Source organism: uncultured Bacteroides sp., from assembly GCF_947632445.1.
Lineage (GTDB): Bacteria > Bacteroidota > Bacteroidia > Bacteroidales > Bacteroidaceae > Bacteroides.
The window spans coordinates 1-25161 of record NZ_CANRPM010000045.1 but is presented as its reverse complement, the minus strand read 5'-3'; the positions used below and the strand labels follow the sequence as shown (position 1 = coordinate 25161).

Sequence of the window (25161 nt, the reverse complement as noted above, 5' to 3'; positions counted from 1 at the left end):
GACGGTTTTTCCTGGCTTTTTACCGGTCTCCGTTGGCCTCACTTATGTCCGCATCAGCCTTCCTTATCTATTGTCTGCCAATTTATTCGCCCCGACTTTCCGTTTCACCGATTTTTGTACTACCTTTGCACAGACAAAAGGAATATATAAAAGGACAAGAAAGAATAGGAAGAACATCACACGGATGCTTCTCGATATTTGTTGATTGATAACATTAAGGATGCTTATGGCGTTCCTTATTTGTACCAAATTCTCCGTAAGTAACTGATAATCAGTAGCGCTTATTTTTGTAAAGGAAAGATTGCTCCTTTTGTTGACTTGAAAGGCGGTACATACGTCACAAACGGTGGTGGACTTTATATCAATGCCTCGGTGGGTATCAGATATGCGCTGAACGACAAACAGGGTCTTAGCATATCTCTCGGATATACAAATGAAAAATTGGAGTTTGAAGTATTTGATGAATTTATTGACTATGACAGCATGGACTACACAAGAGATAAGACTCAATATAATACAGAAGCTATTGCTATCAAACTTGGATTTGATTTCTAACATTAATGCCCCAAATCTATAAACTTATGAAGAAAGTAATATTCACGGCACTGATGTCGCTTTTTATATGCACAATAATAGATGCACAAATTTTGCGGGTAGATGAATTGGAGAACTACGCAAAAGAGAAGTATAGAGAAAAATGGGTTGATGCGGCAGAAAATCTTGGACAGCAACTTCTAGCTGGACAAGAACAACAGAATAATATACGTTCAAATTATTCCAGCAGAAAGTAAAACAAAAGATGAACTCTACGTACTACTCAACTATTGGTTTACGGCTACATTCAATGATGCCAACTCTGTCATTAAACTAAATGACAAGGAATTAGGGAGTATCATTGCACAAGGATATGTAGCAGACATAGCTCAGCATGCTGGCGGAACCAACAGCTATAACGTGAACCTCAGACTGGTCATTAAGTGTGATATTAAAGATGGCAGAGTCAGAGTGACCTATACCATTCCTTTCTATTCTGTTAATGTTGCTGTCGGTGAAGGATGGATTGGAGCATTAGCGTGAGTTCGACATAAAATCAAAAGACAGCAAGTTGTTCGTCCTTGATAAAGTTCGCTTCAATGGCGGGCTTCTTTTCAGAGTAACAACAGACTGCGATGGCTGACAATGAATCGGCAATAAAATTTCTATTCCCTTACTCCGTCACGCAGCACTTCCTGAAGTCCCGACGCAGTGCTTCGTGAGGGTGTCATGCCGTGCTTTATGAAGAGGGGACGAAGCACTTCGTCAGAGGGTCAGCAAGCATGGTGTCAGGACGGAAAAAATCTGCCCGTGAAAAAAAGAGGAAGAAAAACGGGATTTTTGCACGAGTAAAACAGTCCTGTCACACCAATTTGCTGATATACAGTCGGTTGCTGCGACAGTGACAGGAGCTGTACAAACTTTCTTGAAATATAATAAAAAATAGGCTGCCTTTAAAGGCAAGGTATTTTTTATTTTTTCACGGAAATGTTTACCAAAGACCCTAAGGTGTCGCACTAATTTGTTGATAATCTGTTACTTGGTGTGACAGGACTATTTTGAGCCCTTCCCGGATTATTTTCAAAGTGATTTGGGAGCTTTCATAGACAAGATAGCTGATAAAAAGAGGCCATCTCAAGTTTATTTTGAGACAGCCTCTTTTCTCCTTGTTTAAGTTGTATGTTGTAACTATGCCTATTTATTTCGTATTATATTCTTGTCGTAATAGTTGAACAGGTTGGCTTTTTTTTAGCCTTAATATCCTGCATTTTGTACGTAGAGTCCCGGAATATAGAACAGCTGGTTGTAAGGGATGGGGAAGAACTCATTCTTACCGACTGTGTAGTGGGCATCTTTGTAATATTGGGCATAAGGTTGTGTGATAGCTTCTCCGGTTTCGGAATGTATATATGTATAGGAGTCATTCTGTTCGCTGGCAAAGAATGCATTCAACGTTTTCGAGGCAATGCCCCAGCGGCGAAGATCAAAATATCGGCTGCCTTCCATAGCCATTTCCAATCGACGTTCCCAACGCAGGCATTTGCGTGCACTTTCCTTGTCCTGGAAATAGGAGGCCGGATAAAGGGCTATTTCACATTGGTCGGCAGCATAGGCGATGTGCTTGTTGACCGAATTAGCTGCCCGTTGACGGATGGCATTGATGATGGTACGGGCTTCTTCCATACGGTCGAGTTCAATCAGTGCCTCGGCACGCATCAGCATGACATCAGTGTAGCGAAATACGTAGTCGTTCATCGCAAAGGCCTGCCAGCTTCCGTTGTAGGTCTCACCTTTTGAACGTTGAGGCACTTCTTTCATTGAGGAATAGTAGCCGTACACGCTGGCAGCACGAGTGTTCTTGCCGGCATCCAACGTGTATTCAGCCTCGTATTTGTAAGGGAAGGAAGGCATACCGACGGTATGGAACAAGCGCGGGTCCCATTTCTGATTGGTTGGCTTGCCGTTGACAGGGTAAGCTATTTCGTTGTTGAAGTCGTCGAACATTGGCAGGCCGTCTTTGGTTTTGAAGGCGTTTACCAAATTTTGGGAGGGTTTGTGGCAGTCCCATCCGCACGACCAGATTCCCCAGCAGCCGTTTAGCATGTTCGACCAGTTGGCGCGGCCGTAAGTGGTGTGGTCATCGGCATAGTCCGAGGTCTGTACGGCAAAGATGGATTCCTTGCTGTTCTTGTAATCAGGCAGGAAAATGTCTCCGAAATCTTCCAGATAGCCATAGGATGAGCTTACTACGGCATCGGTATAGTCAATGACTTTCTGCATATAGTCACGATTGATGTGGCCTGCGCCGGTAGTGGCTTCGTATCCGTCGCCCCATGCCAGGTTGAGGTAACACTTAGCCAGGTAAGAAGCAGCGGCAATCTTGTTAACACGGCCACCGTCCTCTTGATTGGCAGGCAATACGTTGTAGGCGGTCTGGAATTCATCAATGATTTTTCCAAACAGTTCTTCGTAAGTATATTGATCGTTGCGTACTTGTTCTACGGTGTTGTTCTCGAATACGGCTTCGTCAATCCAGGGGACTTGGCGAAAGACTGTGATGAGTTTGTAGTAGAAGTGGGCACGGAGGAATTTAACTTCTGCCATACGTTGGTTGGTGATGTCTTCACCTAATGTGGAAACGCCGTTCCGTTGGAGGGCTACGATAGCGCGGTTACAGCGCGAAATGGCACAATAAAGACGGTACCACAACTCGTCCATGTGGTCGGGATTGGTTGCGGTTAGCGATGACCAGATTTCCAGATGATGATAGTTGGTGTCTCCCGTACCCCATCCGCCTTTCAGACAGTCATCCGACGTAAGGTCGCCGTAGGGCCACAGGTTGAAAGGGTAGGTGTACCAGCAGTCGCCCATCATAGCATAGGAGGCTGTTACCATGGCTTCAGGATCGGAAAACGCTTTGTCTTCGTCAATAACGGCAGTCGGGTTGTAATCTAAAAAGCTGTCGCAGTTAGTCAATGTCAGCCCCATGAAACAGGCAGCAAGTACGGTATATATTTTCTTTTTCATGATTTTCTTAATTTTTAGTGAGATTGAGATTGTTAATCTGAACTTTGTATCTTATTAAAAACCTATCTGAATACCGAACGAGACGGATGTGGCAAGCGGATAGGCCCAATTGGGGTTCTCTGGATCGGTACATGTCAGATTTTTGCTCTTGACTGTGAGCAGGTTCTGACCTGCAAGATAGAAGCGGGCGCTGGTCATTTTGAATTTGGACAAGAAATCAGTCGGTACGTTGTAACCGATTTGTAGGTTGCGGAGTTTGAGGTAAGAACCGTTTTCCACAAAGTAACTGGATGCGCGTCCTTCATCGGCTGTATTCAGGGTACTCAATGCCGGGATGGTCGAATGGGTATTAGCGGTTGTCCAGGCTTGAAGCACACGTTCGCCCTTGTTGGAACCCGGATCGTTTACACCCCAGAAGTCCGTCTGGAATTTTTGGTTGTTATATACGTCTTGGTTGCATACCCCTTGCCAGAACATGCTCAGATCGAAGTTCTTGTAATTGAGCGCGATGTTCAAACCATACGAGAAGGCCGGTACGGGGTCGTAAATCCAGGTCTGGTCGTCGGCATTGATTTCGTGATTACCGTCCAAGTCGGCATATTTCAGTCCACCGACGCGGGCGTTGGGTTGTCCCGATGCATCCACTTCTGCCTGGTTCTGGAAAAGGCCTTCTACTACGTAGCCTACTATAGAGCCGTAGGAAACTCCGGCTTCAACCAAATCTTCTTTGGATGTATGAGCGTAGGATCCGGTCGTTGTTTCAGGCAGATAGGTCACTTTGTTACGGAAGAAATCCACATTCGCATTGAGGTCAATACCCAAACCGCAGGCCAGTGTCTTGCGGTAACCTAAGGCAAACTCCATACCCCAGTTGCGCAGTGAAGGGCCATTCTGCCAGGAGTTTCCACCTTCGCCAAGAGCTCCCAGGAAAGCCGGGCTGATAAGCATATCGTCTACATCTTTTATATAACCGTCAATGCTGCCGTAAAGACTGCCTTGCAACAGGGTGAAATCAGTACCTATATTGAACTGTTCTGCAGATTCCCACTTCAAGTTGGGATTGGCATATTGGGTTGCCCGATAACCCGAAGGGAAAGTTCCTGAGTTTTGTAGGTATATGTCATAGGCGGTGGATGTTACACGATCCAGACCGTAGTCAGCCACATAGAGTCCGAACTGTGCGTTGTTGTCGATGGCTTGGTTACCGGTCTGTCCCCAAGAAAGACGTACTTTCCAATCGTCCATCCAATCTTTCTCCAGCAGTTTGGAAAGACGGAAACCCAATGTAGCGGCAGGGAAGGTACCCCAGCGATGGTCTTTACCGAAGCGGGAAGAACCGTCGCGGCGGATGGTGAAGGAAGCCAGGACGAAGTCGTCATAATTATAGTCTATTTTGCCGAAGAAGGAAGCCAGACGGTAACCGACCTTGGCACCGGAGTTTCGCATAGTTCCGGTGGCGGCGTTGGGCCACATGTAGTCAGGATCTTCCAAAGCATATTCTTCAGAGTAGGCAGAGTAGTCTACAATGGTCTGCTTGTTCATTTCTGTACCTAATAGTACGGTGATGTCGTGCCGGTCGGCCAGGCGGAAGTTATAGTTGGCCGTGTTGCTCCACGTCCAGTTCACTTCGTTGTTGTGCGAAAGGGTGGTCTTGGCGATGTCGTTGTTGACGATGTCCGAATGGTAGGTGGGCGTCATGGCATTGATGAATGACGAATAGTAGTCGATACCGAAGTTGGTGCGCAGTGTCAGTCCCTTGATGGGCTTCAACTCGGCATAGGCATTACCGAACAGACGCCAGTAGTTCAGGGCGTTGTTGCGGTTTTGGTAAGCTTCGCGCAGCGGGTTCTGGCGGTCGCTCATGCTGCCTACGGGGCCGCTGAATGTCGTTCCGTCGTCTTCGTAAACCGGCAGAACGGGGGCCATCTTCAGTGCATTTTCCATCGGGGCGGTATCGACCTGGCTGGAATAGGTTGCGGTGAAGTTTTCACCCACCGTGATGTACTTGTTGATGTTGTAGGAAGAGTTCATACGGGCTGCGATGTTCTCGAAATCCGTATATTTGATGATACCGGTATTCTTCTTGTATCCCAACGAGAACATGGTGGAATGTTTGTCCGTAGCGTCCGAAATGGAAAGGTCGTAATTCTGGGAAAAACCGGTGCGGGAGATTTCGTCCAACCAGTCGGTGTCGGAGAATTTCATGGTTTTCTTTGCATTGACATAGCCGTTATACAGTCCGTTTACGGTATAGTTCACATAGCTGTTAGTGGCCGGATTCCATACTGTGATAGGAGTACCCTGGGTCGCATTCAGATTCAATCCATAGCCGCTTGCATACGTTACGGGGTCTAATCCGTCGTTCAGGGCCGCCTGAGCCATCGCTGTGGCATATTGGGCGGAATTGGACAGATTCATCACCGACTGGTTCGTGTAAAATTGGGCCGTCAGATTGGCAGAGAAGTCTACCTTTATCTTTTCGGACTTTTTCCCTTGCTTGGTGGTGATGATGATGACACCGTTGGAAGCTCGCGAACCGTAGATTGAGGCCGAAGCGGCATCTTTCAACACTTGCATGCTTTCAATGTCGTTTGCGTTCAGTGAGTTCAGCGCACGGGTAGTAGGCACACCGTCTACAATGTAGAGAGGGTCTTGAGACGAGTTGAACGAACCGATACCACGAATACGTACCGTGCCTACGCCGCTGGGCGATCCGTTGGCTGTAATAGTCATACCCGGCACTTTTCCCTGAAGGGCACGCATCGGATCTGTGTTTGAGGTCGTTTTGATTTCATCGGTTGAAACGACGGCGATGGAGCCGGTCAGGTCGGCTTTGCGTTGGGTTTGGTAGCCGACTACAACCACTTCCTGTAACAGTTCGTTTTCTTCTTCCAGAAGCACATTCATGCCGTCTGTGGCAGGTAGGGTAACATTCTTGAAACCTACATAGGAGAAGGTCAGTTCGGCATTGGGTGATACCGTGATGGAAAAATTACCATCCAGGTCGGTAATCACTCCATTGGAGGGATTGGCCTTTTCGACGACGGTTGCTCCGATAACCGGATAATTGTCAGTTTTTGATAAGACTGTGCCCGATATTTTTCGATTCTGGGCTTGAACCGCAGCGCTTCCCATTATAATAAAGAGAAGGCAGGAAAAGAATTTCATGGCTATCTTTTTCATGGCGTAAATAATAAAAATAGTTTTCTGCTTGCAAAGTTATCGGGTGGGAGAGTGACAGGCTGTCATAGATGTTACATCATCGGGCATTTTGGTTTCATGTATCATGGGTGATATTCTATGTAACAGAGTTTGTGCTGTCAGCCTTTTTACATAGGAAAAGCGGAAAGCATCGCTGCCTCCCGCTTTTCTCCTTGTTTAATGTATGGTATAACTATGGCTTATTTATTTCATATCATACAATTCCTTGAGCCATCATGGCGTTGGCCACTTTCATGAACCCGGCAATGTTGGCACCCTTTACATAATTTACGTATCCGTCTGGTTCCGTACCATACTTCACACAGTTTTCGTGGATGTTCTCCATGATGTAGTGCAGTTTGGCATCTACTTCCTCGGCACTCCATGACAGGCGTTCGGAGTTCTGCGTCATTTCGAGGCCGGATACCGATACACCACCGGCATTGGCGGCCTTACCCGGAGCGTAGAGGATTTTGGCTTCCTGGAATACGCGGATTGCTTCCGGTGTGGAAGGCATGTTGGCTCCTTCCGATACGGCAATCACTCCGTTGGCAATCAATTTCCTGGCATCGTCTCCGTTGATTTCATTCTGTGTGGCAGACGGAAGTGCGATGTCGGCTTTTTCTCCCCAGGGACGGGCCCCTTCCACATATTTCACGCCGGGATATTGTTCTGCATATTCACGGATACGGCCCCGGTACAGGTTCTTCAGCTCCATGATGTAGTCCAGCTTTTCGCGGTCGATACCTTCGGGATCGTACACATAACCGTCGGAATCGGACATGGTTAATACCTTACCACCCAGCTGCAATACTTTTTCCGCCGTATATTGGGCCACGTTACCTGACCCTGAGATAAGCACTGTCTTGCCTTTCAGATCCATGCCTTTTGTTTTCAGCATTTCCATCAGGAAGTAAACGTTGCCGTAACCTGTAGCTTCGGGACGGATTAATGAACCACCGAATTCACGGCCTTTACCGGTCAGTACGCCGCTGAATTCGCGCGTCAGTTTCTTGTACATGCCGAACATAAACCCGACTTCGCGGCCACCTACACCGATGTCGCCGGCCGGTACATCTACATCCGGGCCAATGTGACGCCCCAGTTCCAGCATGAAGGCCTGGCAGAAACGCATGACTTCGGCGTTGCTCTTGCCGCGCGGAGAGAAGTCTGAACCTCCTTTGCCGCCACCCATCGGAAGGGTTGTCAACGAGTTCTTGAAGGTCTGCTCGAAAGCCAGGAACTTCAAAATGCCTAAATTAACGGATGCGTGGAAACGGATGCCGCCTTTATACGGGCCAATGGCGTTGTTATGTTGTACACGGTAACCCATGTTGGTTTGTACGTTGCCTTTGTCGTCTACCCAGGTGACGCGGAACTGGTACACACGGTCGGGAATGCACAGGCGCTCAATCAGGTTGACTTTGTCGAATTCGGGGTGTTTGTTGTACTCTTCTTCAATGGTTCCCAATACCTCTTCTACGGCTTGATGATACTCCGGTTCGTTGGGGAACCGTCTTTTTAAATCTTCCAATACTTTAGCTGCATTCATAATCTTTTATTAGTTGTTTTGTTGTTTGTGGCTGCAAATGTAGATATAAAAATGATATGCACAAACAATTTATAAATAAAAAGCGGGATAAAACGTCATTTTTATTGATTTATCCCGCTTTTTGTAGAAAAAAGACATGCTTTTACCGCTTTCTCAGTGACCGGATGACGGGAATGAATACCAATGCCGCCGAAAGGAGTATCATTAGGATGACAGGGCCGTCAATCCGTTCGCTGTACGCCAATACATAGTAGCAGAGCAACGCCCAAAGAAGCGTAATGCAGACTATCTGCGATTTGGAGAGCGGCTTTCTCATTGTTTCGCTTTCTTTTTGTCGACAATGGCGTCGATGACAGCCACGGCGGTGATGTTCACGATGTCGCGTACCGAGCTTTCGAAGTCGGTGAAATGGATGGGCTTGTTCAGACCCATCTGTATCGGGCCGATGATTTCGGCATCCGTGTCCATGGCCTGCAACAGTTTGTAAGCCGAGTTGGCCGAACTCAGGTTGGGGAATACCAGCGTATTGACGTCCTTGCCGAAGAGGCGGGTAAAGGGATACTTCTTGTCGCGCATCTCGCGGTTCATGGCAAAGTTCATCTGCATTTCGCCGTCGATGGCAAGTCCCGGATCGTGTTGCTGCATGTAGTCTACGGCCTCGTGCACCTTGACGGGGCTGCCTTCGGTATCGGCACCGAAGTTCGAATAGCTTAACATCGCCATCACCGGAGTGTGGTTGAAGAAGCGTACCGTGTGTGCCGACAGCCTGGCGATGTCGATCAGCGTATCCGTGTCGGGATGGCGGTTGATGAGGGTATCGGCCAGGAAGTAGGTGCCTTTCTTGGAGTTGAGGATGTGCATGGTGCCGAAATGCTTGTATTCGGGACGGATGCCGATTACTTCCTTGGCCACCTTGATGGTGTTGCTGTACTTCGTGTAGAGTCCGGTGATGAAGGCGTCCGCTTCGCCCATCTCGACCATCATCATGCCGAAGTAGTTGCGCTCGAACATCTTGTCGTTGGCCTCCTCGTAGGTGGCGCCTTCGCGGGCGCGCTTTTCGGACAGGATGCGGGCATAGCGTTCGCGGCGCGGGGCTTCGTTGGGATGGCGCAGGTTGACGATTTCGATGCCTTCCAGATTGAGATCCAGCTCTTCGGCCAGCTTCACGATGGCTTCGTCGTTGCCCAGCAGGATGGGGTGGCAGATGCCTTCGGCCCTGGCCTCGACTGCCGCCTTCAGCATATTGGGGTGAATGCCTTCGGCAAAGACTACGCGCTGCGGGTTGCGGCGGGCCGTGTCGTAGAGCTGGCGGATGAGCTTGCTTTCGTAACCCATCAGTTCGCGCAGCTGCCGGCAGTAGGCGTCCCAGTTTTCAATCTTCTTGCGGGCTACGCCGCTTTTCATGGCGGCACGGGCTACGGCGCACGACACTTCCGTGATGAGGCGCGGGTCGACGGGTTTCGGGATGAAATATTCGGGGCCGAAGGTGAAGTTGTTCACATGATAGGCTTCGTTCACCACGTCGGGCACGGGCTGCTTGGCCAGTCCGGCAATGGCGTGTACGGCGGCAATCTTCATCTCTTCGTTGATGGCGCTGGCGTGCGTGTCCAGCGCGCCCCGGAAGATGTAGGGGAAGCCGATGACATTGTTTATCTGGTTGGGATAGTCCGAGCGGCCGGTCGACATCAGTACGTCGGGGCGGGCGGCCATGGCGTCTTCGTATGAGATTTCCGGCGTGGGGTTGGCCAGAGCGAAGACGATGGGGTGGTCGGCCATCGAGCGCACCATGTCCTGCGTCAGCACGTTGCCTCTCGACAGGCCGAGGAAGACGTCGGCCCCTTTGATGGCTTCGGCCAGTGTGTGTACGTCGCGGCGGTCGGTGGCAAAGAAGCGTTTCTGCTCGGTCAGGTTTTCGCGGTCGGCGGTGATGACGCCCTTGCTGTCCAGCATCAGGATGTTTTCGCGGCGGGCGCCGAGCGATACGTACAGCTTGGTGCACGAAATGGCCGATGCGCCGGCGCCGTTCACCACGATGTGCACGTCTTCAATCCGCTTGCCGGCCACTTCGAGGGCGTTCAGCAGTCCGGCGCTTGAGATGATGGCCGTGCCGTGCTGGTCGTCGTGCATGACGGGGATGTCCAGCTCCTCTTTCAGCCGGCGTTCTATCTCGAAACATTCGGGCGCCTTGATGTCTTCCAGATTGATGCCTCCGAAAGTGGGGGCGATGGCCTTCACGGCCTGAATGAATTTTTCGGGGTCTTTTTCGTTCACTTCGATGTCGAACACGTCGATGCCTGCATAGATTTTGAAGAGCAGTCCCTTGCCTTCCATCACCGGCTTGCCGCTCAGGGCGCCGATGTCGCCCAGTCCGAGCACGGCGGTTCCGTTCGAGATGACGGCCACGAGGTTTCCTTTGGCCGTGTATTTGTAGGCATCCTGCGGGTTTTTCTCTATTTCCAGACAAGGCTCGGCCACGCCGGGCGAATAGGCCAGCGAAAGGTCGGTCTGTGTGGCGTAGGGCTTGGTGGGCACTACTTCGATTTTTCCCGGTTTGCCCTGCGAGTGGTAGAGCAGGGCGGCTTCTTTTGTTATCTTTACCATAGTTGTAACGGTTGTGTTTATGATGTTCGTTTTTGTCTCTTTTTCAGACTAAGGGTCTAACCAAGCTTAGGCCAGCAGTCTGGCCAAGGCTTAGGCTAAAAGTTTAGCCAGGCTTAGACTAAAGGTTTAGCCCGACGGCAGGCCTTATGCGTTGAGCGCCTGTTCGATGTCGGCGATGATGTCGCCGGCGTTCTCGATGCCCACCGAGAAGCGGATGATGTCGGGGCGCACGCCGGCTGCCATCAGCTGCTCGTCCGTCAGCTGGCGGTGCGTATGGCTGGCCGGATGGAGCACGCAGGTGCGGGCGTCGGCCACGTGGGTGACGATGGCGGCCAGTCTCAGCGAGTCCATGAACTTGATGGACACATCGCGTCCGCCTTTCAGTCCGAAAGTCACCACGCCGCACGAGCCGTTCGGCATGTATTTCTGCGCCAGTTCGTGATACTTGTCGCCCGGCAGGCCGCAGTAGTTCACCCAGGCCACTTTGTCGTTCCCGGACAGGTATTCGGCCACGGCCTGCGCGTTCTTGCAGTGCTGTGGCATGCGCAGGTGCAGCGTTTCCAGTCCGAGGTTCAGCAGAAAGGCGTTCTGGGGCGATTGGATGCTGCCGAGGTCGCGCATCAGCTGGGCGGTGGCCTTCGTGATGTAAGCCATCTTGCCGAATGCCTTCGTATAGGTCAGGCCGTGATACGACTCGTCGGGCGTGCAGAGGCCGGGGAACTTGTCGGCGTGGGCGTCCCAGTCGAAACGGCCGCTGTCTACGATACATCCGCCTACGCTTGTGGCATGTCCGTCCATGTACTTCGTGGTGGAGTGTACCACGATGTCGGCCCCCCATTCGAACGGGCGGCAGTTGATGGGGGTGGGGAAGGTGTTGTCTACAATCAGGGGTACGCCATGCCTGTGGGCGATGCGGGCAAACTTTTCGATGTCGAGCACTTCGAGCGTGGGGTTTGAGATGGTTTCGCCGAACAGCGCCTTCGTGTTGGGGCGGAAGGCGGCGGAAATCTCCTCTTCCGGGGCATCGGGATTGATGAACGTCACGTCGATGCCCAGCTTTTTCATCGTCACCCCGAAAAGGTTGAACGTCCCGCCGTAAATGCAGGATGAGCATACGAAGTGGTCGCCCGCCTGGCAGACGTTGAGCACGGCGTAGAAGTTGGCAGCCTGTCCGCTTGAAGTCAGCATGGCGGCCACTCCCCCTTCCAAAGCGGCGATTTTGGCGGCTACGGCGTCGTTGGTCGGATTTTGCAGGCGGGTATAGAAATATCCGCTTTCTTCCAGGTCGAAGAGGCGGGCCATCTGCTCGCTGGTATCATATTTGAAAGTGGTACTCTGATAGATGGGGAGTACGCGGGGTTCTCCTTTCTTGGGAGACCAGCCGGCCTGCACGCACAGGGTTTCGGGTTTGAATTGCTTGGTCATAATCGAATAAATTGGATGGTTTGGAGTTATTTATGTGCATTTAGTTGTCGCAAAAGTACGGAAAATACTGTAAATTTGTCGGCAGAAGCCGGATTTTTAGTGGATTTAATAGAATGAGACATATTTTACTTCCTTTGATAGGGGCCTTGTTCACCCTTTCTGCAACGGCCCAGCAGGCCACCGATACCCCTCGCAAAGGCGAAGGAATCTCTTCCTTCCTGCAACGCAATCACCGTTCCGGCCGGGCCTGTTACCGCGAATTTCTGCGGCTGAATGAAAAGCAGCTGAAAGGCAGGGATGAACTGACGCTGGGAGTCCGTTATGTGCTCCCTCCGTTGCCGGGGGAAGGAGAAACGGCTGTCCCTTCGGGGAAACGGCAGGTGGAGGAACCGTTGTTCGGCAAGAAACTATCTTGTGTCGATGTGACGGGCGGCAGCCTCGTAGGCGCTTGCTTTTATATCGTCAGCGGGCATGGCGGCCCCGACCCTGGAGCCATCGGCCGTCTGAATGGCCATGAATTGCACGAAGACGAATATGCCTATGACGTGGCTCTGCGTCTGGCGCGCAACCTGATGCAGGAAGGTGCCGAAGTGCACATCATCATCCGGGATAAGAAAGACGGCATCCGCAACGGCGATTATCTGAAGAACAGCAAACGGGAGACGTGCATGGGCGACCCCATTCCGCTCAATCAGGTCGAGCGACTGAAACAGCGTTGTGCGAAAATCAATGAACTCTACCGCAGCGACCGGCAGAAATACAAGTATTGCCGTTCGGTTTTCCTTCATGTGGACAGCCGCAGCGAGCGGGCGCAGACCGACGTATTCTTCTATCACGCTCCGGGCAGCCGGTATGGCGAGCAGTTGGCTCGCGGCATGAAGACGACGTTCGAGCGCAAGTATGACCGTCATCAACCCAATCGGGGTTTTGAAGGGACGGTGAGCGGCCGCAATCTCTATGTGCTGCTTAATTCCGCTCCCCCTGCGTTGTTCGTCGAGCTGGGGAATATCCAGAACAGCTTTGACCAGCGCCGTTTTGTCATCAGTGACAACCGTCAGGCACTGGCCAATTGGATGTGCGAGGGACTGATTGCCGATTTTAAGAAATGCGTGGCTCGATAGTCATTTTTGCGTTCCCTCTTCCTCTGCCCGCTCTTCTTCCTTTACACCGATGTTAAAGTAATCTTCCAGTTCCTTTTCGGCCGAGCCGTCGGCATTGGCAATGTCTCGGATAATGATGCCGTGTTCCAGCAGGGCGATGCGGGGGCAGATGTCTACCGTGTGGCTCAGGTTGTGGCTCGAAATGAGGACAGTGGCGTTGTGCTCTTCGTTGTAGCGCTTCAGCAGGTGCTTGATGATGGCTTGCGACGAGGGATCCAGAAAATTGAACGGTTCGTCCAGAATGAGCAGGCGCGGATGGGAAAGCATGGCCGAGATGATGCCGATCTTCTGTTTGTTGCCCATGGAGTAGTTGCGGATGAATTTCTTCTGCCCCGTCACTTCGCCGTTCATAAAGCGTTCGAAGGGCAGGAGGCGTTCGTCCACCTCTTCCTTTTTCAGCCCGTACATCCGGCCGATGAAGTAGAAGTATTCTTCGGGCGTCAGGTAGTCGATGAGGAAACCGTCATCTATGAAGGCTCCTGTAAAGGTTTTCCAGTCTTCACTTTTGCTGACGTCAGTCCCCTCGATGCAGACGTTGCCTCGGTCGGCTTGCAACAAGTCCAGAATAAGACGGAAGAGAGTGGTCTTGCCTGCTCCGTTGTTGCCCACGAGGCCGAGCATTTCACCCTGATTGACGGTATAGTTTTCTATGTCGACGGCTTTCTTTTCGCCGAACGATTTTTGTAACGAAGTAATCTGTATCATAAACAATGAGCAATAATAATGCCTTTATAATTTTTGGTAATTTGATAGTTGTTTCTCACCGTTGCCGGCTGTCACGAAATCCTTCCAGGTTTTTATAACGCCGTTTCATGAAGCGGTGGTAAATGTTTTTCAACCAGAAGCGTGAAGTGAGGATGAAGCCCAGTCCCACGACAATCAGGATAATATTGGTGACGTTTTCGCCTAACCACATTTTGAAAACGAAGTTCAGCAGCAAGGGCAGGCCGAAGGCGGCAAACGAAATGAGGGTTTGTAGTCCTGTTCCCATATTCTGGCGGTTGGTCAGTTTGGTGTTCAGATCCAGTGTACGGTTGTTGTACACGGCCAACTGGAACAGGCAGAAATAGATGGTTCCGGCGGTAAACAAGGCCCAGGCCAGGCAGCTTACGACTTTCAGCTTGCCTGTTATCATAGCAGGTATCATCAGCAGGAAGGGAATCAGAATGGCTGCGCTATAGAGGATGTACTTGGCATGCAGCAGCGAGTAGATGGATTCCTTGCGGCTCATCAGTCCGTCGATGTAATTGCCTTCGTAACTCATGATACTGAGCAAGAACATGATACCGAAAATGACGTAGTTGTACACCATAATGAAGTTTTTCATCCCGTCGGAGTCGTAAATATCGGAAAAACTGAGGATGCCGCTGAACATCAGTACGAGAATGACGATGGAGCGCAGCGAGGCTTTGCATACCTTGTTGCGCAGCAGCAGTTTGAGTTCTAAGCGTATGTATTCTCCTATTTCGCCGTAGCGGTCCAGGAAACGGTATTCGGACACGTTGTGCACTTTCACGGTCGTGTCTTCCACCTTGTTTAGTTCTTTGTACACTAATCCCTGTATCACTTTGCGATTCACAAACCACAGGGCAACGATGGCTGCTATCACGCCGAGAAAGATGAATACATTGCCTGTAATGAAGCCTTCGCCCAATGTGATGGACCAGTCGAACAAGGGGCTGTCGTCGGGAATGAACAGGGCACAGCCGATAGCGCCATAAACGGCAAGCGGAAGGAAGACCCACCAGATGCGTTTGTTCATCAGTGTGCGGCACAGCAGGAACCAATAGTTGTTCATCACCATCATCAACCAGATGCCGATGTTGTAAGTTACAACACCTGTCACGCCATAGAAACGCGTCACGGTAATGATGGCCAGCGGTACGAAGAAGAACAGCCAAAAGAGGTTGAACGTACTCAGTCCCGAACGCAATAGCAGGTAGTCTATCAGCCGCTTGCGTTTAATGGGAAGCAACAGATAGGGTTTCATTTCCTGAGTAGGCGTTTTTTGGGAAGGAAAACGGATGAGGAAGTCGAGCGCCAGGATGATGATGAGTCCTCCGTTGATAATCTGGTAGGGTTCGCGCGGCTCTTCACTCAGCGCAAAGGCAAAGGTAGTGCCGAAAAATATCAGGTATCCGGCCAAGAAGGCAGCCATGAGGTATGTCCAGAAGCGGGCGAATTTGTTTTTGTCATACATGGGGTGGCGCTTGTCGGCCAGCTTGCCATGTCGGCGTAGTTCGAGGAACAGGTTCATGTTGTAGATGAAGTTGGAAGGAGTTAGAGGAAGTAAAAGGGAGTTGGAAGTCGATACTTATAGCCAATAATGAGACGAAGCCATTGGCATTTTAACTTCTAAGCGAAGCGGTAACTTCTTCTAATTCCCTTTTGCCTCCTTATAAAATACTTCTTATGAAATTACTTCTTGTCGGGTACGGTCATTACTATTGTAATCTTGTTACCCTGCTTTTGTAGGTCGGCAGCAAACTGCTGTACGTCTGCTTTGCTGATGGCGTTGATTGTTTCCACGTAATCTTTGGTATTGTCCACGCCGTTGCAGAAGTATTCATTCAGATTGTTTATCCAGTAGCTGTTTTCCTGCTGGTTGTCATTATACTTTTTCAGCATGTACTCCTTGATCTTCTGCATGTGTTCATCGCTTGGGCCTTCAGCAGCCATTTTTTCCATTTCGTGATCGATGATGGAGTTCAGCTTTTCATATTTCTCTGGATCTGTCTGATATTGAATCCCCAATATCATGTTGTTCTTTGGATATTTGTTCAGACCGCCCACGCAGGTGACGCCGTATGTGCCACCTTCCTTTTCACGGACTTCCTCAGTGTAAACCATGTCGAGAGCCTGTGTCAGGAAGTTCATCAGCAGGTTGTTCTTCAGATCATATTCGCAGTAGCCGCTGTAGAGCATGGCGACAGTGGCCATCGGAGTTTGCTGTTCCTTGGCGTATGTGTTGTTCAGAATACCTTTGGCGATGTCCATGTGGTTGTCGCGTACAGTTTCTTTGACTCCAGTCGAGGGCAGAGCACCGAGGTACTGCTCGATGAGTGGCTTCATTTGTTCCAGGTCGATATTGCCAACGAAGAAGAAGGTAAAGTCGCCTGCATTGGCGAAACGTTCCTTGTATATTTGCAGGATACGGTCGTAGTCAATTTGGTCAATCAGTTCAGGCTTCAGCAAGAGGTTGCGCGGATGGTTGCCATATACCATCAAGGTAAGAGTGTCGTTGAGACTGGACAACGGGTTGGCAGCAGCATTTTCCAGCTGTGCTTTCATACGTGTCTTGAAGGAGGCAAAGGCGTCCATGTCCTTGCGTGGAGCAGTAAAGCTCAGGTAGGTAAGCTGCATCATTGTTTCAAAATCCTTAGGCGAACAGTTGCCGTGCACGTATTCCTGCGTATCACCTACACCTGCATCTACCGATACTTTTTTGCCGGCCAGCATCTTCGTCAGTTCCACGTTGCTGAAGTCGCCCAGTCCGCCGGCGGAGATTACTCCGTTCAGGATGCCTTGGTTGAAGTTCAGTTTGTCACTGTCTGGCAGCAGGCTTGTTCCACCCAGACTGAAGGCGCTCATGCGGATTTCGTCGGCTTTGAAGTCGGTCTTCTTCACGTAAACCTTCACGCCGTTCGACAAAGTCAGTTCCGTTGTGCCGTAGATGGCATCAGCCTTCTCCGATACAATCTTGCCACCCTTGGGAGCTTCTTTCATCAGCGGTTCGTCGCTCACTTTGTCTTCGTAGGGCTTTACGTCGAGCTGTTTCATGCTGTTCAGCTGTGCCAGCACTTCTTCCTTCGTGGGGATTACTTCACCTTCTTTGTCGGGGGCAGAGATAATGACTACCTCGTTGTTGTCGGGAACCAGTTCGCTTTGTACAATCTGGTTCACCAAAGCTACGGGGATGTTGGGAGCTATCTGGTTGAAGACGGTATATTCGTATTCGATGCCTGGCATAGGTTCGGCAGCAAGGAAGTGCTGGATACATTCGTTCACATACGAATCATTTTGCGTGTTGGCACGTTTGTTATAGGCCGACTCGATGCGTTGCAGGAAGTTGGCACGTGCGCGGGCATATTCCGATTCCGTGAAGCCATAGCGGCGCATGCGTTCCACTTCCGTCAGCAGAGCAGTCAGGGTTTCCTTCAGACCGTTGTCCTTGGCTGTGCCGGAGATGTTGAAGGCTTCTTTGGTCTTGGACAGGAAGAAGTTGCCATAATAGCTGCCGGCATTTACATAGGGTGGGGTGGCACTCTGTGCCAGTTCGCTCAGACGTTCATTCAGCATCATGGTGATGGTGCTCATCAGATAGTCCTGCATCAGGTAGGCCATTGTACCCTTGATGGAGTCGGGCGTGGCGTCGTGTTTGAAGTAGATGTCGATGCTCGGACTGTCAATCTCCTTGTCCTTACCTATATATATAAGAGGTTCAGCATTGTCGGGTACGGGATAGTAAATGCGTTCGGCAGGGTTGACGGGTTTCTCCACGTCGGCAAAGACAGACTTGACCTTGGCTTCCATCTGGTTTGCGTCGATATCGCCCACGATGATGATGCCCTGCAGGTCGGGACGATACCACTTGGCGTAGTAGTCGCGGATGTCCTGATAGGGAAAGTTGTTGATGACGTCGATGCTGCCGATAGGCATACAATCGCTGTACTTTGAGTCGGGATAGATGATGGGTTGCGCCTCGGTATAAAGACGGAGCATACCGCTGTTGCGGCTGCGCCACTCTTCGCGGATGACGCCGCGTTCTTTGTCAATCTCCTTGTCGGTCAGCAGGATGGCGTTGCTCCAGTCGTGCAGGATGAGCAGGCAAGAATCTACTACGGCTGCATCTGTGCTGGGAACGTTGCTGATGCGGTAGACAGTTTCGTCTACCGAGGTATAGGCATTGAGGTTTACCCCGAACTTGATGCCTTTCGTCTCGCACCATTGTACAATACCCAGGCCTCGTTCGTCGCCGGGGAAGTTCTTTGTGCCGTTAAAGGCCATGTGCTCCAGGAAGTGTGCCAATCCGCGTTGTTGTGGTTCTTCGAGGATGGAACCCACTTTCTGCGCGATATGGAATTCAACACGTTTTTCGGGTTTTTCGTTGTGACGAATGTAATAGGTCAGTCCGTTGTTCAACTTGCCCACACGAACCTGTGCGTCTACGGGGACGGGCGGCATTTGCTGGGCGAAAAGGATTCCCATGTTGCTGCAGACAATGGCTGCGGCCAGGATGGTTTTCTTGAATAAATGTCTCATAACTCAATTTTTTAGTTTTTTTGTATGTATCAGTCGGAGGCGGTGGCCGAAAGTCACACGCCGGAAAGATTTTTAGTGGTTATCGGCCTGTGATGTATATCTTATTCGGGTATAATCAACGTAATGGCTTCGTGCAGGATGCCTATTTCCAACGGGAAGTGACGGTCCAAGATACGGCCATCCAAGTCGACTTCCGCATTCTGTGCACGCAGTACCTTGACGTGCTGTGTGCGATAGGGATGCACCATTTTATGGTTCAGGATGCGTCCTTGTATCAGCATCCATAGCCCACTGAGCAGTTGGCGTAGTTCAGGGCGGTAGATGACGGAAACGTCTAACCATCCGTTGTAGGGGACGGCACTCGGCACTTGTCCATAACCACGTGCACTGCCGATGCAAACTGTCATGATGCGTCCGCGAATGTGCTCGCCGTTTATCTTCAGGTGCATGCGGTGAAGTTTACGTTCGAAAATAAGCGATAGCAAGGCCATGAAGTATGACAATGGCTTTACGCCCCAAAATCGTTTGCACTGGTCGGTTACCTTCACGATGCGTGCTCCTAAGCCGATGTTGATGGCGTTCAGGAAGTAGCGTGTCAGGTGTTTTTGCCCGTCGTAATAGTAGCACGTGCCTACGTCGATGCGTCTGCGCCGTCCGTGGATGATGCAGTCTACGGCCTCCTTGTAGTCGTCGCTCATATCCCAGTAGTTGGCAAAATCATTGCCGATGCCGTTGGGTATGATGCCCAGGCTGATGTTCCCTTTGTCGGGAGCGTCGGAGTTCATGATGCCGTTGATGGCGTCGTTCAGTGCGCCGTCGCCACCCACGATGACGATGGTTTGGTAACCGTTATTAGCCAGGATACCGGCCAATCGTTCCACCGAGCCGAACCCTTCGGATTGCACATAGTCGTAAGCCACGTCCCGGCTGTCCATGTATTCCTTGATTTCTTTCCACCGTTTTTGCACTTTGCGTGTACCGGCTTTGGGGTTGTATATCACCCCCCATTTTTCGGGTGATTTCGACATAGTTCTTTGTTCTTATTGTTTAACAGTAGGAGATCGAAGGCCTCTTTTCTGCCGTTGTCATCTGCAAATTTACAAATTCTCTGTGAGTTTTCCTTTGACAAACGCAATCTTTTCTTCCAAAGGCAGGCGTGCGTCCATCCAGTGGATGGTAAATCCGCGCCGTTCCATGCCCCTGAACCATGTCATCTGCCGTTTGGCAAACTGATGGATGGCGGTTTCCAGTCTGTGGAACATCTCGTCGTAAGTCAGCTGGCCGATGACGTAGAGGGTCAGGTACTTGTATTCCAGTCCGTAATAGATGAGGTCTTCCGCTGCGATGCCTTGCTTCAGCAGTCGACGTACTTCGTCTACCATCCCTTCGTCCAATCGCTGCTTCAGGCGACGGGTTATCTTCTCGCGGCGCAGGTCGCGGTCGATGTCCATGCCGATGATGAGGCTTTTCAGATGGGGAAACGAACGCTCATCTATTGAGGTGTGCAGGTAATATTCCTCTATTTCAATGGCGCGGATGGCCCGTTTGGCCGTGTCCACATCCGTTGTGTTATGCAAGGTTTTGTAAGTTCTCAATAGTTCTGTCAGTTCTTCCAAGGATTTATCAGCCAGACGGGTGCGTAGTTCAGGGTTTTCGGGCACAGGCAACAGGCGGTATCCTTTCAGTATCGCTTCCAGATAGAGGCCTGTCCCTCCGCAGACGATGGGGAGCATCCCTCTTTTGCAGATGTCTTCGTAGGCCGTCAGGAAGTCGCGCTGGTACTCAAAGACGTTGTACTTATAGCCCGGCTCGGCAATATCTATCAGGTGGTGGGGGATGGCTTGTCCGTTTACGTTGTAGTCAGCCACGTCCTTCCCTGTACCCAAATCCATGCTGCGATACACTTGTCGGGAGTCGGCACTGATGATTTCCGTTTTCAGTTCGGCGGCCAAAGCCGTTGCAAAAGGTGTCTTTCCCGAAGCTGTTGGGCCCAGTATGGCGATTAAATCATAGTTTGGCATACATTTTCAATTTACGTTCTGGCAACTTACTTTTCAGAAAACTGTGCTTTTCGGGTGTGAAAACAATGCTTTGAAAGGGAGAAAGCATCGTGTTTGCATGAGGATTATGTCTTTATTTTATCCTTCACGCCTTCACTTTGTTTCAAAACGTAGGATATAGCTTGCTGGTGAAACATGCCTTGCCTGCTTTCACGTTGGGGAGCATTCCTGCATATTTTGATTTATTATAGCGTGAAAAATGATGTTTCACACTCCCGGTGCCTTATTACGAGTATAAGTTACTTCCAGCGTTAGTTTAGTTCCACCGTTGTTCGGGTCGCCTCCTTGCAGTTTGGCATAGCTGGGTTGCAGGTCGTGTTCTACGGCTGTAGTTGTTGTAGAGTTTGTTCCTGTTGATTGGGATTTGATGTCCACAGGGATGAGTAATACCTTATTCCAGTCGGGATTCTTTTCATTCCATTCCTTGTTCCAGGCTTCTTCATTCCATGCGGTTCCGGCTTCTTCCTTTGCCTTGTTGCGTGCCGCTTTCTTTTCGTTGATGCAGGCCGATACGAGGCGGGCGATGTTCTGGAATGTGTATTGGTTAGTTGCAACGCTGTTGTGGGTGGCGGTGAAAGAAGTAACGTTATCGTTCACTTTGTTTTCTTCGAAGAACGATTTCAGTTCCTGCTTGCGCAGTAGCAATACGGTGCTTGGTGCATCCATGCTGAACTTGTAGTTGTTCTTTTCATTATAATTGGTAAACGTCAGTTTTGCAGAGTTAAGCGTATCTTTGGACAATTCCTGATAAATCTCATCATAGGGTAGGGTCGCCTCTGTAAAGATACCGGCGGGCGATTTAATGTAAGTCCAGTTCTTTTCTTCTACCTTTTCTCTCAGCTTTTCCGAATTGGCAAATTGGTTGGCTTGTATTACTTCTTTGGTCGATGCAAACAAGGTCTCTGCACCGTAGTAGATTGAATCTTCACCAATCTGTCCGTTCTCATCGGTCACTTTCTTTTTGAGGGCGACTCCCAGACTGTCTACGTAGTGAAAGCGGAACTGGAACTGGAGGTCTATATGGTCTGCATAAAGGATGGTTCCATCGCCGAAGTCATTCTGAATGCAGACGCCCTTGAATACGTTGTTGATAAAGTTGTCTGCATTATCGAAATAGTTATTTTCTCCTTTTTCGTAGGCTTTATTAAGTTCGTATATCTTTTGTCCTATTTCTGTGTCGAGGTTGAATACGATACTGGGCGAATAGGTGTAACTGCCGTTGGAGCCTGTAGCAAAGCGGACGGAATCGGGTACGGTAGCATCATAGGCCGTATAGGCTTTCCGTCCCAGAAGGGTTCCTTTGTAGTCGTTGATATTGATGTCCGTGTAGCGGTAGTGCTTGGTTCCGTCCTGGCGTTCCTGTATCCAGCGATCGTTCAGCTCGTAAGCGCTCATGCGGCAGGCGTTCAGGGAGTCTCCGAACCAGCTGCTGTAATATAGGATTAGTTTTAGTCCTGCTACGCTTTCGTCTACACGGGTACCTTTACCCTTCAAGGTGTCTCCGCTGTAATACTCTTCATAGAGAGGAGGCAGGGTTTCCGAGAATTTGAAGTTGTCCGTACAATTCAGTTCAGTCAGGAAACTGGATGTATATGCTCCGAATTCGGGGTCGGTGAAGCGGCCTACATATCCGGTACTGGTCTTGGCATATACGGCATCTGCCAGATAAGAATGGGTTATGACGTCGAAAGTGATGGTATGTGCGGACATTCCGTCCGAGTCGGGGAGCATCCCCATACCCAGCGTATTCGTGGTGTCGTCGCAGGAAAAGAATACGAGAGCTGCTGTCAGCAATGCTCCTATATGCTTAAGTCTCATAGTTTCAGTTTTTGCTTTTTGGGTCATTGTTCTGTTTCTGCAACCAGGTTATAGAAGTTGTTGCATTGGTCTGCCACGTCTTCGCCTCCCTGGTACTCCAATACGGGTTTCCCCAGACTTCGTGCATAGTCAAGTACTTCCTGATTTACATGTTTGCTTTGTTGGATGACGCCGTCGGAATATTCCACAGCCAGTTTGCACAAGCTGGTAAAATCCACAGGCTCTTTCAGTTTGGCAAGGTCTTTTTTGTCGATGCCTTTCAGCATCAGCTTGTTTGTGAAGTCTGGATGGAAGCTTTGTTTGAAGTCATCCTCATAGAGTGAGAAAATCACTTTGGAATTTCTGTACGAAGGTTCTTCCCGATATGCCCTTTTAATGTAAAGGGGAGTCAGGGCCGTTATCCATCCGTGACAATGTATGATGTCGGGACACCAGCGCAGTTTTTTCACCGTTTCGAGCACTCCGCGTGTGTAGAAGATGGTTCGTGCGTCGTTGTCTTCATATTCTACCCCGTTTTCGTCGGTGGTTTGCAGTCGGTTTTGAAAGAAGTCATCGTTGTCTATGAAGTAGACCTGCATTCGGGCAGACTGGATGGAGGCCACTTTTATGATCAGCGGGTGGTCGGTGTCGTCGATGATGAGATTCATTCCCGACAAGCGTATCACCTCATGCAGCTGATTGCGGCGTTCGTTGATATTCCCCCATTTGGGCATGAATGTTCTGATTTCTCTGCCTCTCTCCTGAATGGCTTGCGGCAGGTTACGACCGGTTAGGGATAATTCGGTTTCAGAAACATAAGGGGTGATTTCTTGTGTGATAAATAAAACCTTGTTAGCCTTTGTCATACTCTTCATCAATTATTGCGCAAAGTTACAAAAAAACGCTTACAGCGTCAAAATGAGATGGCTATAATTTCTTATGATTTGTTAAGTGCTTGTATTTCAATATCGCTTTTTCGGCTGGGAGGTCCTGTTCGGACATGCTTTTTCTACAAAAAATACGATATTTCTTCGTTATGTGGTAAATAATAGCTTATTTTGCACCGCTTTTGAAGTAACCCTGTATTTATCAAACTTAAAAGTAATGGAAATAGTACATTCTATCAAAGATATGCAGGCGGGACTTGCCGCTTTGCGTGCCCAGGGTAAGACGGTGGGATTGGTGCCCACCATGGGAGCTTTGCATGCAGGACATGCTTCGTTGATAAAGCGGAGTGTGGCCGAAAACGATGCCACAGTGGTGAGCATATTCGTCAATCCCACTCAGTTTAACGACAAAAACGATTTGGCCAAATATCCGCGTACACTGGAAGCCGACTGCCGCCTGCTTGAGCAGTGTGGGGCTACGTTTGCTTTTACGCCTTCGGTCGAAGAAATCTATCCTGAACCTGATACCCGTCACTTCAGCTATGCTCCGTTAGACACAGTGATGGAAGGTGCCTTTCGTCCTGGACATTTCAATGGTGTCTGCCAGATTGTGAGTAAACTGTTTGATATAGTGAAGCCCGACTGTGCTTACTTCGGCGAGAAAGACTTCCAGCAGCTGACCATCATCCGCGAAATGGTGCGTCAGATGAAGTTCCCGCTGAAGATTGTCGGTTGCCCCATCGTCCGCGAGGCCGACGGGTTGGCTCTGAGCAGCCGCAACACGCTCTTGTCTGCTGACGATCGGCATACCGCCGTGAAGATCTCACAGATTTTGTTCGCCAGTGTTGAGTTTGCGGCTTCGCATACGGTGGCCGAGACGCAGAAGTTCGTTGAAGATTCCATTGCCGCTGTGCCGGGACTCCGTTTGGAGTATTTTGAATTGGTGGATGGAAACACGTTGCAGAAAATTGCCGACTGGGCCGATACGAACTATGTCGTGGGTTGCATCACTGTCTTCTGCGGCGAGGTTCGTCTCATCGACAATATCAAGTACAAGTCTTAACTTAAAAAACAGAAATAAACATTATGATGATTGAAGTATTGAAATCCAAGATCCACTGTGCCCGTGTCACGGAAGCTAACCTGAACTATATGGGTAGCATTACGATTGACGAGGACCTCATGGATGCAGCCAACATGATTGCCGGCGAGAAGGTGTACATTGCCGACAACAACAATGGCGAACGTTTCGAGACTTATATCATTAAAGGTGAGCGAGGCTCTGGAAAGATTTGCTTGAACGGCGCGGCTGCACGTCGTGTGCAGCCTGATGACATCGTGATTATTATGTCTTATGCGCTAATGGATTTTGAAGAGGCCAAGTCGTTCAAGCCGACGATTATTTTCCCCGATCCGGTTACGAACAAGGTAGTGCGCTGAGGCTACTTTCCTTTCCTGACACTGAAAATGGCATACGGATGAAACCTTACATTGTCCGTGTGCCATTTTTATATTCTTAATGTGAGTTCGATATAAGAATGAATATATTTATCTGATTAATATGGGAATAAATATCGGGATTGACTAGTCCTGAATAACCGTTACAGTTATTGGACAAAAATAAATTATTTATTACAGTTCAGCAAGGTTAGTCT

Annotated in this window: 19 protein-coding genes and 1 pseudogene; 6 read left to right on the top strand and 14 right to left on the bottom strand. The window is 49.8% G+C overall.

Translation table 11 applies throughout. The features are described from left to right. The first annotated feature begins 318 nt into the window (after window positions 1-318). The 3 genes from Q0Z70_RS09535 to Q0Z70_RS09525 are packed head-to-tail and all read left to right on the top strand — an operon-like array spanning window position 319 to window position 1077. Window positions 319-555, top strand: coding sequence for a hypothetical protein (locus Q0Z70_RS09535; protein ID WP_298073962.1), 237 nt, complete (start codon window positions 319-321; stop codon window positions 553-555). 26 nt (window positions 556-581) lie between these two features. After that, window positions 582-791, top strand: a complete 210-nt coding sequence (locus Q0Z70_RS09530) for a hypothetical protein (RefSeq protein WP_298073960.1) — start codon at window positions 582-584, stop codon at window positions 789-791. Further along, on the top strand, window positions 739-1077 hold the full coding sequence (locus Q0Z70_RS09525; RefSeq protein ID WP_366807252.1) for a DUF4468 domain-containing protein: 339 nt from the start codon (window positions 739-741) through the stop codon (window positions 1075-1077). The genes Q0Z70_RS09530 and Q0Z70_RS09525 overlap by 53 nt, the downstream gene beginning before the upstream one ends. Before the next feature lie 13 nt (window positions 1078-1090). Here Q0Z70_RS09525 and Q0Z70_RS09520 read toward each other — a convergent pair. The 7 genes and pseudogenes from Q0Z70_RS09520 to Q0Z70_RS09490 all read right to left on the bottom strand — a co-directional run. Then, window positions 1091-1198: pseudogene (locus tag Q0Z70_RS09520) on the bottom strand (IS982 family transposase); the annotation flags it as partial. Between the two features lie 590 nt (window positions 1199-1788). After that, window positions 1789-3561 carry a RagB/SusD family nutrient uptake outer membrane protein gene (locus tag Q0Z70_RS09515; RefSeq protein ID WP_298073958.1) on the bottom strand — a complete coding sequence of 591 codons (1773 nt, stop codon included), beginning with the start codon at window positions 3559-3561 and terminating at the stop codon, window positions 1789-1791. Window positions 3562-3615: 54 nt separating this feature from the next. After that, the gene (locus Q0Z70_RS09510) at window positions 3616-6696 is read right to left on the bottom strand and encodes a TonB-dependent receptor (protein WP_298073964.1); all 3081 of its coding nucleotides are present in this window, start codon (window positions 6694-6696) and stop codon (window positions 3616-3618) included. A gap of 280 nt (window positions 6697-6976) precedes the next feature. After that, a complete protein-coding gene (locus Q0Z70_RS09505) occupies window positions 6977-8314 on the bottom strand; it encodes an NADP-specific glutamate dehydrogenase (RefSeq protein WP_298073956.1) in 1338 nt (445 codons plus the stop codon). A gap of 142 nt (window positions 8315-8456) precedes the next feature. Continuing rightward, window positions 8457-8630: a hypothetical protein gene (locus Q0Z70_RS09500; protein ID WP_298073955.1), complete on the bottom strand. Its 174-nt coding sequence runs from the start codon at window positions 8628-8630 to the stop codon at window positions 8457-8459. Next, window positions 8627-10915 carry an NADP-dependent malic enzyme gene (locus Q0Z70_RS09495; RefSeq protein ID WP_298073952.1) on the bottom strand — a complete coding sequence of 763 codons (2289 nt, stop codon included), beginning with the start codon at window positions 10913-10915 and terminating at the stop codon, window positions 8627-8629. The genes Q0Z70_RS09500 and Q0Z70_RS09495 overlap by 4 nt, the downstream gene beginning before the upstream one ends. 144 nt (window positions 10916-11059) lie before the next feature. Beyond that, window positions 11060-12340 (bottom strand): O-acetylhomoserine aminocarboxypropyltransferase/cysteine synthase family protein, encoded by a 1281-nt coding sequence (locus Q0Z70_RS09490; RefSeq protein ID WP_298073950.1) that lies wholly within the window; start codon window positions 12338-12340, stop codon window positions 11060-11062. 113 nt (window positions 12341-12453) lie between these two features. Here Q0Z70_RS09490 and Q0Z70_RS09485 point away from each other — a divergent pair, with 113 nt between their 5' ends. Then, a complete protein-coding gene (locus tag Q0Z70_RS09485; RefSeq protein WP_298073948.1) occupies window positions 12454-13461 on the top strand; it encodes an N-acetylmuramoyl-L-alanine amidase in 1008 nt (335 codons plus the stop codon). On the opposite strand, the gene Q0Z70_RS09480 is transcribed toward Q0Z70_RS09485, so the two are convergent. The 7 genes from Q0Z70_RS09480 to Q0Z70_RS09450 all read right to left on the bottom strand — a co-directional run bounded on the left by Q0Z70_RS09480 (window position 13462) and on the right by Q0Z70_RS09450 (window position 23485). Further along, complete coding sequence (locus Q0Z70_RS09480) at window positions 13462-14205, bottom strand: ABC transporter ATP-binding protein (RefSeq protein ID WP_298073946.1); 744 nt, start codon at window positions 14203-14205, stop codon at window positions 13462-13464. 55 nt (window positions 14206-14260) lie between these two features. Next, the gene (locus Q0Z70_RS09475) at window positions 14261-15757 is read right to left on the bottom strand and encodes a DUF5687 family protein (protein WP_298073944.1); all 1497 of its coding nucleotides are present in this window, start codon (window positions 15755-15757) and stop codon (window positions 14261-14263) included. A 161-nt stretch (window positions 15758-15918) separates the two neighbouring features. Continuing rightward, on the bottom strand, window positions 15919-18762 hold the full coding sequence (locus Q0Z70_RS09470; protein ID WP_298073942.1) for a M16 family metallopeptidase: 2844 nt from the start codon (window positions 18760-18762) through the stop codon (window positions 15919-15921). A gap of 101 nt (window positions 18763-18863) precedes the next feature. Beyond that, the gene (locus tag Q0Z70_RS09465; RefSeq protein ID WP_298073940.1) at window positions 18864-19790 is read right to left on the bottom strand and encodes a YegS/Rv2252/BmrU family lipid kinase; all 927 of its coding nucleotides are present in this window, start codon (window positions 19788-19790) and stop codon (window positions 18864-18866) included. 69 nt (window positions 19791-19859) lie between these two features. Further along, window positions 19860-20783 (bottom strand): tRNA (adenosine(37)-N6)-dimethylallyltransferase MiaA, encoded by a 924-nt coding sequence (gene miaA, locus Q0Z70_RS09460; protein WP_298073938.1) that lies wholly within the window; start codon window positions 20781-20783, stop codon window positions 19860-19862. Window positions 20784-21029: 246 nt separating this feature from the next. Continuing rightward, complete coding sequence (locus Q0Z70_RS09455) at window positions 21030-22640, bottom strand: DUF4270 domain-containing protein (RefSeq protein WP_298073937.1); 1611 nt, start codon at window positions 22638-22640, stop codon at window positions 21030-21032. Window positions 22641-22663: 23 nt separating this feature from the next. Beyond that, window positions 22664-23485 (bottom strand): glycogen/starch synthase, encoded by an 822-nt coding sequence (locus tag Q0Z70_RS09450; RefSeq protein ID WP_298073935.1) that lies wholly within the window; start codon window positions 23483-23485, stop codon window positions 22664-22666. 238 nt (window positions 23486-23723) lie between these two features. Here Q0Z70_RS09450 and panC point away from each other — a divergent pair, with 238 nt between their 5' ends. Together panC and panD are read left to right on the top strand one after the other, a co-directional pair. Continuing rightward, on the top strand, window positions 23724-24569 hold the full coding sequence (gene panC / locus Q0Z70_RS09445; protein ID WP_298073933.1) for a pantoate--beta-alanine ligase: 846 nt from the start codon (window positions 23724-23726) through the stop codon (window positions 24567-24569). A 23-nt stretch (window positions 24570-24592) separates the two neighbouring features. Continuing rightward, entirely contained in the window at window positions 24593-24946 is a 354-nt protein-coding gene (gene panD, locus Q0Z70_RS09440) for an aspartate 1-decarboxylase (protein ID WP_298073932.1), read from the top strand. Window positions 24947-25161: the final 215 nt, after the last annotated feature.